Source organism: Acinetobacter sp. V115_6 (assembly GCF_031799025.1).
GTDB classification, from domain to species: Bacteria; Pseudomonadota; Gammaproteobacteria; order Pseudomonadales; family Moraxellaceae; genus Acinetobacter; species Acinetobacter pittii.
In genome coordinates this window covers 97,376-109,331 of the sequence record NZ_JAVQNO010000013.1, presented here as the reverse complement: position 1 = coordinate 109,331, position 11,956 = coordinate 97,376, and the positions used below count along the sequence as shown (strand labels likewise).

General features: G+C 37.6%; 13 protein-coding genes. 6 read left to right on the top strand and 7 right to left on the bottom strand.

Features of this window, described 5'->3' with window-relative positions; all coding sequences use genetic code 11:
• Nucleotides 1-246 precede the first annotated feature (246 nt).
• Nucleotides 247-972, top strand: a complete 726-nt coding sequence (locus RMA94_RS02515; RefSeq protein WP_170249533.1) for an AAA family ATPase — start codon at nt 247-249, stop codon at nt 970-972.
• 199 nt (nt 973-1,171) lie between these two features.
• The gene (gene cysK / locus RMA94_RS02510; RefSeq protein WP_262442397.1) at nt 1,172-2,170 is read left to right on the top strand and encodes a cysteine synthase A; all 999 of its coding nucleotides are present in this window, start codon (nt 1,172-1,174) and stop codon (nt 2,168-2,170) included.
• 55 nt (nt 2,171-2,225) lie between these two features.
• Here cysK and RMA94_RS02505 read toward each other — a convergent pair whose 3' ends face one another.
• From RMA94_RS02505 to RMA94_RS02490, 4 genes are all read right to left on the bottom strand, one after another.
• Nucleotides 2,226-2,834, bottom strand: a complete 609-nt coding sequence (locus RMA94_RS02505) for a transglycosylase SLT domain-containing protein (protein WP_311081736.1) — start codon at nt 2,832-2,834, stop codon at nt 2,226-2,228.
• Between the two features lie 280 nt (nt 2,835-3,114).
• A complete protein-coding gene (locus RMA94_RS02500) occupies nt 3,115-3,348 on the bottom strand; it encodes a DUF2798 domain-containing protein (RefSeq protein ID WP_311081734.1) in 234 nt (77 codons plus the stop codon).
• 4 nt (nt 3,349-3,352) lie between these two features.
• Nucleotides 3,353-3,919 carry a flavodoxin family protein gene (locus tag RMA94_RS02495; protein WP_068930539.1) on the bottom strand — a complete coding sequence of 189 codons (567 nt, stop codon included), beginning with the start codon at nt 3,917-3,919 and terminating at the stop codon, nt 3,353-3,355.
• A gap of 18 nt (nt 3,920-3,937) precedes the next feature.
• On the bottom strand, nt 3,938-4,423 hold the full coding sequence (locus RMA94_RS02490) for a DUF2938 domain-containing protein (RefSeq protein WP_311081730.1): 486 nt from the start codon (nt 4,421-4,423) through the stop codon (nt 3,938-3,940).
• Nucleotides 4,424-4,504: 81 nt separating this feature from the next.
• Here RMA94_RS02490 and RMA94_RS02485 point away from each other — a divergent pair, with 81 nt between their 5' ends.
• The 4 genes from RMA94_RS02485 to RMA94_RS02470 all read left to right on the top strand — a co-directional run bounded on the left by RMA94_RS02485 (nt 4,505) and on the right by RMA94_RS02470 (nt 9,723).
• The gene (locus RMA94_RS02485; protein ID WP_284116259.1) at nt 4,505-4,909 is read left to right on the top strand and encodes a helix-turn-helix domain-containing protein; all 405 of its coding nucleotides are present in this window, start codon (nt 4,505-4,507) and stop codon (nt 4,907-4,909) included.
• A gap of 150 nt (nt 4,910-5,059) precedes the next feature.
• A complete protein-coding gene (locus RMA94_RS02480; RefSeq protein ID WP_311081726.1) occupies nt 5,060-6,319 on the top strand; it encodes an esterase-like activity of phytase family protein in 1,260 nt (419 codons plus the stop codon).
• 212 nt (nt 6,320-6,531) lie between these two features.
• Nucleotides 6,532-8,910, top strand: a complete 2,379-nt coding sequence (locus tag RMA94_RS02475; RefSeq protein ID WP_202724766.1) for a YgiQ family radical SAM protein — start codon at nt 6,532-6,534, stop codon at nt 8,908-8,910.
• Between the two features lie 312 nt (nt 8,911-9,222).
• Entirely contained in the window at nt 9,223-9,723 is a 501-nt protein-coding gene (locus RMA94_RS02470) for a DUF2726 domain-containing protein (protein ID WP_017385843.1), read from the top strand.
• 147 nt (nt 9,724-9,870) lie between these two features.
• Here the strand turns inward: RMA94_RS02470 and RMA94_RS02465 are convergent, their stop codons facing one another.
• The 3 genes from RMA94_RS02465 to creD form a co-directional block, all read right to left on the bottom strand.
• Nucleotides 9,871-10,224, bottom strand: coding sequence for a RidA family protein (locus tag RMA94_RS02465; RefSeq protein WP_014208144.1), 354 nt, complete (start codon nt 10,222-10,224; stop codon nt 9,871-9,873).
• A 75-nt stretch (nt 10,225-10,299) separates the two neighbouring features.
• Nucleotides 10,300-10,503, bottom strand: a complete 204-nt coding sequence (locus RMA94_RS02460; RefSeq protein WP_046812250.1) for a hypothetical protein — start codon at nt 10,501-10,503, stop codon at nt 10,300-10,302.
• 47 nt (nt 10,504-10,550) lie between these two features.
• Nucleotides 10,551-11,954, bottom strand: a complete 1,404-nt coding sequence (gene creD, locus RMA94_RS02455; protein WP_130174264.1) for a cell envelope integrity protein CreD — start codon at nt 11,952-11,954, stop codon at nt 10,551-10,553.
• Nucleotides 11,955-11,956: the final 2 nt, after the last annotated feature.

Sequence of the window (11,956 nt, the reverse complement as noted above, 5' to 3'; positions counted from 1 at the left end):
GGTTACCCATGTGAGAGTAAGTCATCGCCAGCTCATTATTCTAAACACCCCCGTTCTAATAAATGGGGGTGTTTTTTATTGTGTGAGAAAAATGTTTTAAGAGTTTATTCTTGGCTCAACTGTTTCAAAGTGGAATTTTTATGGATAAGAAAAGCGTCAAATTAAGGCGTTGAGAACTGCATAAGCATGTTATTGCTACTCAAAATTCACTATGCTATAGAATGAAAATAGATTTCTAATAGTATTATGGAAGAAAAACCTTATATCAGAGCCATAAAGCTGAAAGCTCCAGAGGGCTTGGACTGGGCCAGTTATCCCTATGTTATTCCAGCAGTAAATGATTTGGAAAATATTGAATTTCATCCTGATGTTACATTTTTTGTTGGGGAAAATGGTTCAGGCAAGTCCACTATTCTCGAAGCGTTGGCACTGGCATTAGGCTTTTCGGAAGAAGGCGGAACACGCAATGTTCAACTGAATACGGCTACCACCAGTTCTGTTTTGTATCAATCTCTACGCACAATAAAAAGCTATAAAAAGCCTCAGGACTATTATTTTTTAAGGGCCGAAAGTTTTTATAACGTGGCAACTTATATGAAAGAAATAGATTATCTGGCGGGTTACGGTGGAGATATACATACCCGTTCTCATGGGGAGGGGTTTTTAAAGCTATTAACCATGAAGTTAAAAGGACAAGGTTTATATCTTTTGGATGAACCGGAAGCCGCTTTATCGCCAACCATGCTGATGACAACGCTATCAGTCTTAGATCGTTTATGTCGGGCACAATCCCAATTTATTATTGCAACACATTCCCCTATCCTTTTGGCGTACCCAAATGCAAAAATTTACCAGTTTTCGGAATCGGGAATTGAACAGGTGAGCTATGAAGAAACAGAACATTTCCGAGTAACAAAGGATTTTTTGAATAATTACCAAAAGAGATTAGCGCAAATTCTGGATGAGCAATAAGGAGTAGAAGATTAATGCTTGTTTACTCGTTATTTTTTGGTCATGATGCATTGAGTTAAAAGGGTCATTTACTTTTATTATTTATGTTTAAGGTATTGAAAAATATTTATTTTTATAATTTTTTATCTTTACTACTTTTCTCCTAATTCCACAAGCCTATAATGATTCAGAATCATTCCAAATCTAATAAGGATATAACATGTCTACCGATCAGCAATTCCCAATACCCAATAATTTGGGTATCGCAGTTTATTCAAATAATGCAGAAGCTATTGGTAATACTCCTTTAGTTCGTATCAATCGTTTAATTAAAACTGGTGCAACTGTATTAGCGAAAGTAGAAAGTCGTAATCCTGCCTTTTCTGTGAAATGCCGTATTGGAGCTGCACTTATTGCAGATGCAGAAAAGCGTGGCGTATTAAAAGAAGGCATGCACATAGTTGAACCAACTAGTGGTAATACAGGGATTGCATTGGCTTTTGTTGCGGCGGCGAAGGGTTATCCAATTACTTTGACTATGCCAGCCAGCATGAGTCTTGAACGTAGAAAAGTATTAAAAGCTTTAGGTGCTAATTTAGTTCTAACTGAACCGTCGAAAGGGATGAAAGGTGCGGTTGATGAAGCGGTACGATTAGCAACTGAGCAACCAGATGTTTATTTCTTACCTCAACAATTCGAAAACCCAGCCAATCCACAAATTCATGTAGATACAACTGGCCCAGAAATTTGGCAAGCAACAGGTGGGCAGGTTGATATTTTAGTTGCTGGCGTAGGTACTGGAGGTACGATAACGGGTATTTCTCGTTATTTTGAACAGGTCCAAAATAAGCCATTGTACTCAGTAGCAGTTGAACCTGCTGAATCTCCAATTATTACTCAAACCAAAAATGGTGAAAGTATTATGCCTGCACCCCATAAAATTCAGGGGATTGGTGCAAACTTTATTCCAAAAAATCTTGATTTAGATTTGGTTGATGAAGTCTTGCCAGTGAGTAGTGAAGAAGCAATTCAATGGGCGAGAAACTGTGCAACTCAAGAAGGTATTTTGGTAGGTATCTCAAGTGGAGCCGCCTTGGCTGCTACAGCTAAAATTGCAGAGCGTCCTGAAAATGCTGGTAAAACAATAGTTGTTATTCTGCCAGACAGTGGGGAACGTTATTTATCTTCTGTTTTATTTGAAGGCTTATTTGACGAATAAAATTAACTATGTAAAAAAGCCCATTAATAGATGGGCTTTTTTATTTGATTTTAATTTATAAAGCACTTTTTAAAGTTTTCTGATGACGTTTCACAGATCGAGCATATTTTTTTGCTTTGTGTCGTGTCCAGAAGCTTCGCTCATATCCAGTCGGTCCCACATTATAATAAGCTGTTGCCTTGAACCAACTATCAGCTGACTGATAATAGTGATTCAAAATATAAGCACCACATTGAATATTAGTGGTTTCATCATATAAATTCCCCGCACAAGTTTGTTGCCAATAACTCGGAATAATTTGAGTTAAACCTACGGCGCCAGTAGGAGAGCGAGCGTTACTATTGTAACTAGACTCTTGCCTGATGACTGCTGCGAGTAAAAGAGGGGGGACATTATATTGGTCAGCACTTTGAATAATCATTGGAGATAGCCGATTGGCTGTACTCGCTGGAACAGAATAAGCTTTTTGTAAGCCAGACGAGAGTTTATTGGAGCGCCAAGAAAATGAGCCACTGTTAGGTCCTAAGCTTGTACACCCTGACATTATTGTCATCAATGCAATAATAAAAAATTTGAAGCTAAGGCGGTGTAATTCTGATGGTTCAAAATGATCTTGAGCTAAAGATGAGGTAAGCAAAATACAAAACCAATAATCAAATTTCAAATGAAATGATGGTATTCAGCCGTACTTATCGGATCAATATAAGTTCTGTTGCTCAGCACATCTATAAAGTAAGAGTTTTGTATAATTGAAATGAAAAAACCCCGACATCCTGTCGAGGTTTCTTCGTATTCAGCTTTATGTAGCTAACTCCTGTCAACTACCGCTTCCTGCGTTCTTATTCTTCTTCAATGAGACATCCTGTCTCTCTATGATTTATATACTATGAAAAAATACTAAAGCTGAATATCCGCAAATCACCGCAAGTTTTGTACGTTTTAACTTACAGGCGTATTTTTTCAACTTTCTTAAATATGATGTCGATTAATTTCTGGGCTATAGGAGCACAAATCAATACACTTGGGAAAGCTAATATCCATGCAATGATCCAAGCCGATAACCATAATGAAACAAAGTGATGATTTAGCCCTACAGCCTTGAAAGTTGAAATACCTGAAACTATAAAAGACATCATTCCTGATAAAATTAAGAGGAATAAAAGTTTCTGTGCTTTCATGGCCTTATATTCCTTGATAAGCATTTAAGGTCAATGCAAAATTTTCTCCAAATTGTTGAGCAGTTTTAATATCTCCTTCATCAAAACCATCTGCATTACTGCCATGTTCAGCTTGAGCCATTAAGCCTGACCATGAACCGAGACGATTGGCTGCTTGCGTATAAGGAATGCCTTGGTGCTGTTCAGGCATGATTGGATTACCGACCCATAACATGCCGTGTTGCATACAAAAGGTGAAAATCGAAATTAACGTCGATTGTTTATCACCAGCAGGAAGAGATGAAACGGTAAATCCAGCCGCTAATTTTCCTTTAAAACTTTGTTTTTTCCATAATGGACCAGTTGCATCCATGAGTTGTTTTAATTTGGAAGATACACCACCTAAATAAGTGGGGGATCCCCAAATTAAGCCGTCATATTGGATGAGAATTTCTGGGCTGTTGATAATATCTTCAGTATTGAGTAAATCTGCTTTCATATTTTTATGGCTCAAAATACCAGTTTGAATTTGCTGAGCAATAAATTGGGTGTGACCTTGGCGGCTATGGTAAATGATGGCAACAGTCTTCATGAGCAGTCTCCTTTTTCATTAAATTTGAAATAGTTTTGCAGTGAGATATAAGCCACAACCAAAAACACTATGGTTCATCAAACTTTTTAGACAGTTCAAAAAAGGATGCGGTGTTTTTGATGAAGCAAAGCCACTACCCATCGCAGGTTGCATAATAAAAAATGGAATGAGGACGGTGACTAAACCAAACATTAGAGCTGAGTAAAACTGAGGATGGCTAAGCCAAGTTGAACCAATAATGAAAAGAAAACTCAATGCAAAGATAATCCCAACACTATAGTGAGCAATCCAACCCAATAAATATTCACCCTTAATTTGAGGGCTTTTTGCAATAGATTGATGGATAAGTTTCCCTTGAAATATCCAACCAACCCAGCGGCCGAGGAAGGCAAAATTTAAGGTCGGAATTTTGAATATCTTTAATATTAATAGCCAAATATCCATAAATATAGTTGCACCAATACCAAGACATAAAGCTTGAAAGAACAACGTAGAGGTATTCATTTTTACACCTTGCTTTTATACGTATGAAACGTGATAAATTTATTGTGCAAGTTCAAGTTCACTTGAAGTCAAGAGGTTATTATGGATATTGGTGAAGTTGCTAAAAAGGCAAAAGTCACAACGGCTACACTACGTTTTTATGAAGAGAAGGGATTAATTAAATCGATAGGGCGGCAAGGCTTACGTCGACAATATGGCAAGCAGGTCATTGATCAATTGGCATTAATTTCTTTAGGTCGTGCTGCGGGTTTTTCTTTAAATGAGATTGCTGCAATGTTTAGACAAGATGGTAAGCCTGAACTTGATCGGAAAAAATTAAAAGATAAAGCTGAACAATTAGAGCAAATGGCAAAACGATTGCATTTTATCAGCCAAGGATTAGAGCATGCTGCGGTATGTCCTGCGGAAAATCATATGGAATGTCCAACTTTCCAAAAATTTTTAAAAGCAGCAATTGCTGGAGAATATCAGCCAACAAAACTTTAATCAGTTTTTAGCAAAGAAGTCGAATTTTTAAGATTGTATTAAATAGTTAGTCTTGTCATATTTTCGCCATAAAGATTTCATCTTTTTGAAGTAAAAACTTCATATAAGCTTGATTAAATTTGCTTAATTTTTTACCAACTGTATAAAACCATGAGCAAAAAAACATTAGCGGTATTATTATGCTGTGCCAGTTTAGGATTGGCGGCATGTAATGATGATAACGACCAAGAACAAAATTCACCTACTGAAAATGTTACCGAACCAACCTTAATTTCTTTTGCCAAATTGCCTGTAGAAACCTATGCTGCTGGCCCAGACTCTGGTGCATATGTAAAAGGTGCAAACGGAATTTATCCTCCATTTAAAGGCCAGCCTGTACAAGGTTTTTCTGCTGCATTAAAAAATGAAGATGGCAGCTATATGGCAATGGCCGATAATGGCTTTGGTACCCAAGATAACTCAGCAGACTTTTTACTTCGTATTTATAAATTAAAACCTGATTTCAAAACTAAAACCAAAGGTACAGGGCAGGTTACGGTACAAAGCTTTATTCAATTGCGTGATCCGAATAAATTAATTCCATTTAATATCATTAATGGTAATACACCTGAGCGTTTATTAACGGGTGCTGATTTTGACCCAGAGTCAATGCAACGTACTAGCGATGGCACTTATTGGATTGGGGATGAATTTGGTCCTTATTTACTTCATTTTTCAGCCGATGGTGTGTTACTAGATGCACCAATCGCTTTACCAAATCCATTAAATCCGACCCAAGAATTACGTTCACCACAAAATCAGTTTAATAAAGCACAAATTAATTTTGTGGAACCTCTGGTTCAGCAAAGTGGTGGTTTTGAAGGAATGGCGATTTCGCCAGATGGGCAGTATCTTTATCCGCTTATAGAAAAGCCAATTAAATCAATTCGGGAAACGGAAAGACAGTTGCTGATTTCTCAATTCGACATTAAGAAAAAAGCGTATACAGGGAAATATTATTGGTTCCAGTTAGACAGCAAGGCAACCAATATTGGTGACTTCCAACTCTTTAATGATAAAGAAGGCATTATTATTGAGCGTGATGCGACTCAGAATAATTTAGGCGGATATAAAAAATTAATCCGTATTAAATTGAATGAGTCAGGCCAGCTAGTCAGCCGTGAAGATTTGGTTGATTTAATTAAAATTGCTAACCCGAATATGCTGTATGGCACAGCTAGAGCAGGGGATATTAGTACGGGGCAGGTTTTTGCTTTTCCATTTGAGACGATTGAAGATGTGATTATTGAAAATGGCACAACACTGACGGTTTTCAATGATAATAACTTCCCTGGTTCGACAGGACGTAACGCAAAACTGGCTGACGATAACGAAATTATTCAGATTCGTTTGCCAAAAGCTTTGTTCTAAGCTTTATAAATAAAAATTAAAACTGCGGCGGATTTTGGTCCGCCGTATTTATTCCAAGAATAAAATATTGAATAAACTTTAATCAAATTAATTTCTATATTGTTGTTTTCGCATGTTTTATAAACAGGGAAAATGAATGAAATTCATGTTAAAATGATCGGCTTTCATCTTTAGATGTCTCTCCTTCATCTGCTAGCCGAGATTCGCAAGCCATGTCTACTGCCTACACCATGCAAACTGCGCCCAAAGCGCTGTTTGATTACGACAAATATTGGGCGTCGTGTTTTGAACCAGCGCCATTTTTGCCGATGTCACGAGAAGAAATGGACCAACTCGGCTGGGATGCTTGTGACTTTATTTTAGTCTGTGGTGATGCTTATATTGACCATCCATCATTTGTATCGGGTGTGATTGGACGTGTGCTTGAGGCACAAGGTTTCCGTGTCGGAATTATTGCGCAGCCAGACTGGACCAATGTTGAAAGCTTCCGAGTTTTAGGTAAGCCAACAATTGCTTGGGGTGTAACCGCAGGTAATATGGATTCGATGATTAACCGTTATACCGCAGATCGTAAAATCCGTTCGGATGATGCTTATTCTCCAAATAATGAACCAAATAAACGTCCTGACCGCGCAGCAACAGTTTATTGCCAACGTTGTCGAGAAGCATTCCCTGATGTACCTGTGTTATTGGGTGGTATTGAAGGCAGTTTACGCCGTATCGCACACTACGATTATTGGTCAGATAAAGTCCGTCGTTCGATTTTGATGGACTCAAAAGCTGATTTGCTGATGTATGGTAATGGTGAGCGTGCCATTATTGATGTAATGCATCGTTTGGCTAAAGGTGAGAAAATCCACGAGATTACAGATGTTCGTGGTACGGCATTTATTATTAATAAACATAACAAAGCATCAAAAGCAAAGTTTGTTGAAGTTGCGAGTAATGATGTAGATACGGTTGGGCGTGTTGATCCAATTATTAACCCATATGTCATGACAGAAGATATTGATGGCTGTGAGGTTGAAAAAGAAAAGGGTAACTCTTTAGCTCAGTATCAAAATTTCCAAAAAGAGATTGTTGCAAATCCGATTGTGCGTGAAGGCGACAAACTTGATGACGATACTCAAATCGTTCAATTAAAGCCGGCACCGTCAAAAGCGATTAAACACAAATTGCCACCACGAGAGTTGGCGGTTATTCGCTTGCCTTCTTTTGAAGAAGTGGCAAAGGATCAAGTGCTTTACGCACATGCAAACCGTATTTTGCACCTTGAAACTAATCCAGGTAATGCTCGTGCGTTGGTGCAACGCCATGGTGAACGTGATGTGTGGATTAACCCACCTCCAATTCCTCTAACTACAGAAGAAATGGACTATGTGTTTGATCTTCCATATGCACGTTTGCCACATCCTACTTATGGTGATGCGCGTTTCCCTGCATTTGATATGATCAAATTTTCGGTCAACATTATGCGTGGCTGTTTTGGCGGCTGTACATTCTGTTCGATTACAGAACATGAAGGTCGTATTATTCAAAACCGTTCGGAAGATTCGATCTTACGTGAGATTGAAAAAATCCGTGATACTGCACCAAACTTCACTGGTATTATTTCAGATTTAGGTGGCCCAACAGCAAACATGTACCGTTTGCACTGTAAAGACCCAGAAATTGAGAAGAACTGCCGTAAACCTTCTTGTGTTTATCCGGGTGTTTGTCAAAACTTACATACCGATCACGCGCCTTTAGTGCAGCTTTATCGTAAAGCACGTGCAATTAAAGGTGTGAAGAAGATTCTGATTGGTTCAGGTTTGCGCTATGACCTTGCTGTATTGAACCCTGAATATGTCAAAGAGTTGGTACAACATCACGTTGGTGGTTATTTAAAAATTGCTCCTGAACATACCGAACAAGGCCCGTTATCTAAAATGATGAAACCGGGTATTGGTACGTATGATCGTTTCAAACAAATGTTTGACCGTTTCAGTAAAGAGGCAGGAAAAGAGCAATATTTAATTCCTTACTTTATTGCTGCGCATCCGGGTACTTCAGATTATGACATGATGCATCTTGCAATTTGGTTGAAAAAGAATGGTTTCCGTGCCGATCAGGTACAGACTTTCTATCCATCACCAATGGCAACGGCAACAACCATGTATTATTCGGGTAAAAACCCGCTTGCTAAAGTAGCTCGATATACTGAAAAAGTTGATATTGTAAAAGGTGAAAAACGCCGTCGTCTGCATAAAGCATTCTTGCGTTATCATGATCCAAACAACTGGCCATTACTTCGTGAGGCCCTAAAAGAGATGGGTCGCGCAGATTTAATTGGTAATTCGAAGCAGCATTTAATTCCGACTTATCAGCCAAAAGGCACAGAAGGGGAATATAAGTCTGCTCGCAAGAAGAATTCGTCTACAGCAGGCGATTCAGTTAAACGAAATAATCAGCAAACGAATAATCATTCGAATCAGAAGCGTCCACAAAAAGGACAGGTTCTAACGCAACATAATGGTTTACCTCCTCGTGAAACCGGAGAAAAAAGACCGTTTGGTGGGAAAAGTAAACCTAAATCTAAAGTTCGTGGATAATGATAAAACAGGCTCTTAAATAGAGCCTGTTTTGTTTTTTATGACTCTATTTAAATCGTATAATGAGATTTTTGAGGATTTAAAGTACAAAAAACGTAACGAATAATGATAAATAGCCAAAATCTGACGAGCTGCACTTGATTGTTATTGATTCTATGATTATAAATAATGTGAGGGTGGATAAATTTAAGCCAAGCTTGATAACTACAAGTGAAATTACTAAGTGAACCTTTTAAAAACGGCTGTGTCGTTATCAATTAAAACAAAGCGTGATCTAGCAAAATCATTATAAAAAACTTAAAGGATGGACCCATGTACTATTTAATTACGATCTTATTATTATTTTTGGTTGTTGTTATGGCAGTGAAAAGTCTGTCACGAAGGCATCAACATGATAGTGCTTTAAAGCGCCGTGCAGTGTTAACTAGCCATGAGCAAATGACCTTAACCAGACTACAAACTGTTTTGCCCAAATTTACAGTATTAGCGCATGTATCTTTTGATGCACTTCTAACTACAAAATACGCGCATACACGTCGTAAATATCAAAATATGTCAGCTGATTTTGTTGTGCTTGATCAAAATTATCAGGTAGTTGTAGTTGTTGTTCTAGGGGAAAACGGTTTACGCCGAGCCCATCAACAATACGAGCGTCGCCTATTACAATTGGCTGGCTATCGTGTTCTTCATTATAGTAGTGTGCCTGATTATCATGACCTAAGAAGAGATTTATTGAGTCCTGAATCAGAGTTAGCAACTTTGCATGCGACACCCCAGCTAGAAAGAATGTCAAACGCTTTTGTGAAGCCTTAAAAATTCGACATTAGCAGAATTGATTTGAAAGCTCATTTAAGAAGATTTGAATAAAATGCTGAAATTCAAAATTTTAAAATTACTAAAAAATTGAGCAATATCACCCCAGATATTGCTCAATTTTATGTAGGTTTATAATTATAAAAATTATGGAAGTACCGCAACAACCGTCATTTCTACAAGTACATCTGGTGCGTAGAGTTTTGATTCTACACATGTACGTGCTGGTGGATGTCCTTCGCTAATCCATGCATCCCAAACAGCATTCATTGCTGCATAATCTTTTTCGATATCTTTTAGGAAAATCATGACAGAAAGAATATGGGTTTTATCTGTTCCAGCTTCTGCCAATAGACGGTCAATATTATCTAAAGTTTGTTGAGTCTGCCCTGTGACATCTGCGCTTGTATCATCTGCGAGTTGCCCAGCTAGGTGTACCAAATTACCTGAAATCGCAACTTCGCAGTAGCGTGAAGTAACGTGTAAACGCTGCACAGACATAAGTTTTACCTGATATAAAAACGATAGAAAAGATTGTACTTGATACAATTCTAATGCAGTGTAAATTTCTTTAAATTAGGCTGAAAAAGTTTCTATTTCCATTAATTTACGCTGTTTGAAAATAAGAATAGAGCGGTATTGTGGGCAAACAATAATATTACCTAAATTTAAAAATTGGATTTTGGCGCGCCGAAGCTGATTCAAGCAAGCTGCAACGGAGCTTTGATTTGGACACAATTGTTTGAGTTGATTTAAAGCTGATTTGGTCGTTTTATACATGTTAAAATCCTAATTTTAATATAAAAATTTAACTTTATCTGATAGATTTAGATGCGCTGTTGTTCAGACTGATACCAATTAACATGGCGTGTTATGTACATGACACATGCAATTAGTATGAACGAGAGAATAGAGCCAAAAAGGAAGGTCTTGCCGCTGGATTGTAGTAATAGATACATCATGCCGTATAAAGCACTGAGCAAAACACCGAAGAGTATGGCGGCTTTAAAACCTTGAACGACGAAGTATAAATACCAAGTAATCAACCCAATACATGCAACTGCCGCAACGAGGTAGGCTAGGCCAAAAGCATAATATTCACTTATAGATAGAAGCAAAACAAAGAATACACCTTGTGCCATAGCCACCAGAGCGTACTGAATAGGATGAATTTTAAGACTTTTCAAAACTTCAAATAAGAAGAAGCAACCAAAGGTAATAATGATCACCATAATGCCATATTTGATGGCACGATCAGTTTGGGTATAAATATTAACGGGTTCTAAAAACTGCGTTGAAATACCAGAAATGTTGTTTGAAGATGTATCTGAAGCAGCATAACCAGAGTCAACATCACTGATCAGATTGCTTTGAGTATTTACAGCTTGGTAAAAACACTGACTATTTGCACAGGTTGAGAGACGATCTAAATTACGTTTACCTAAAGCAATATTTTTCCAGTCAGCTTCAAAGAATTGTTTTTTGCTCAGTTTCTTAAAAGGCAAACTTTGACCATCGTATTTGACATCTCCCCAATTGCCTTTAGCTTGATAGGTCATCTCGTAACTGGTTGGAACAAAGGCAAATTCGCTTAAACCTTCTAAATCAAATTGCAGACTAAAGCTAAAACCTTTTTGCAATTTTAGGATCAGTTCAGGATATTGCTTGCTGGTGATATGAAGAAGATCAAAGCCATGTTGACCTTGGCTTTGCGCAGAAAAGTCAAATTTATAATTTTTTCCATCAATATTAAATGTTGGCTTGGCGTTTAGACCGCGAGCATCTTGGATAGGAAAAATGATTTCAGCTTGATCCCAAAGATAGTTGCGTTGTGATTCAAGCATTGTGCCTTTAAATACACCTTTACCTAACATGTGATTTTGATAGCTAATTGCTTTATACATATTGCGTTTGTAAGTGTTATCAGAAACTTTAAACTGAGCTTTCCAGTCCGTTGATTCTGCCCCTAGGGTGACAAATAATGTTTGGATACAAGCGTAAGTTTTCTTTTGCTCATCGGTACATATGGTTTGAACTTGATAAGGGATTTTTAAATATGGTGCGATCACTTGTTGGGGGCGAATTTGTTCTTTTGCAATGTCTTGAATTACTTGTTGTTGATAGCTTTGGCGTTCATCTACCAAGTTTGAAATAAAAAAGAGGCCAATATAAAAAATCAAAATTAGGAATAAAACCGCTCCTATTTTAAGATTGATAAAGTTTCTACGCATAG

Coding starts and splice junctions, on each gene's coding strand:
- cysK (WP_262442397.1), top strand. CDS start 1,172: ATGTCTACCGATCAGCAATTCCCAATACCCAATAATTTGGGTATCGCA.
- RMA94_RS02475 (WP_202724766.1), top strand. CDS start 6,532: ATGTCTACTGCCTACACCATGCAAACTGCGCCCAAAGCGCTGTTTGAT.
- RMA94_RS02500 (WP_311081734.1), bottom strand. CDS start 3,348: ATGAAAGCACAGAAACTTTTATTCCTCTTAATTTTATCAGGAATGATG.
- RMA94_RS02495 (WP_068930539.1), bottom strand. CDS start 3,919: ATGAAGACTGTTGCCATCATTTACCATAGCCGCCAAGGTCACACCCAA.
- RMA94_RS02485 (WP_284116259.1), top strand. CDS start 4,505: ATGGATATTGGTGAAGTTGCTAAAAAGGCAAAAGTCACAACGGCTACA.
- RMA94_RS02490 (WP_311081730.1), bottom strand. CDS start 4,423: ATGAATACCTCTACGTTGTTCTTTCAAGCTTTATGTCTTGGTATTGGT.
- creD (WP_130174264.1), bottom strand. CDS start 11,954: ATGCGTAGAAACTTTATCAATCTTAAAATAGGAGCGGTTTTATTCCTA.
- RMA94_RS02460 (WP_046812250.1), bottom strand. CDS start 10,503: ATGTATAAAACGACCAAATCAGCTTTAAATCAACTCAAACAATTGTGT.
- RMA94_RS02465 (WP_014208144.1), bottom strand. CDS start 10,224: ATGTCTGTGCAGCGTTTACACGTTACTTCACGCTACTGCGAAGTTGCG.
- RMA94_RS02480 (WP_311081726.1), top strand. CDS start 5,060: ATGAGCAAAAAAACATTAGCGGTATTATTATGCTGTGCCAGTTTAGGA.
- RMA94_RS02515 (WP_170249533.1), top strand. CDS start 247: ATGGAAGAAAAACCTTATATCAGAGCCATAAAGCTGAAAGCTCCAGAG.
- RMA94_RS02470 (WP_017385843.1), top strand. CDS start 9,223: ATGTACTATTTAATTACGATCTTATTATTATTTTTGGTTGTTGTTATG.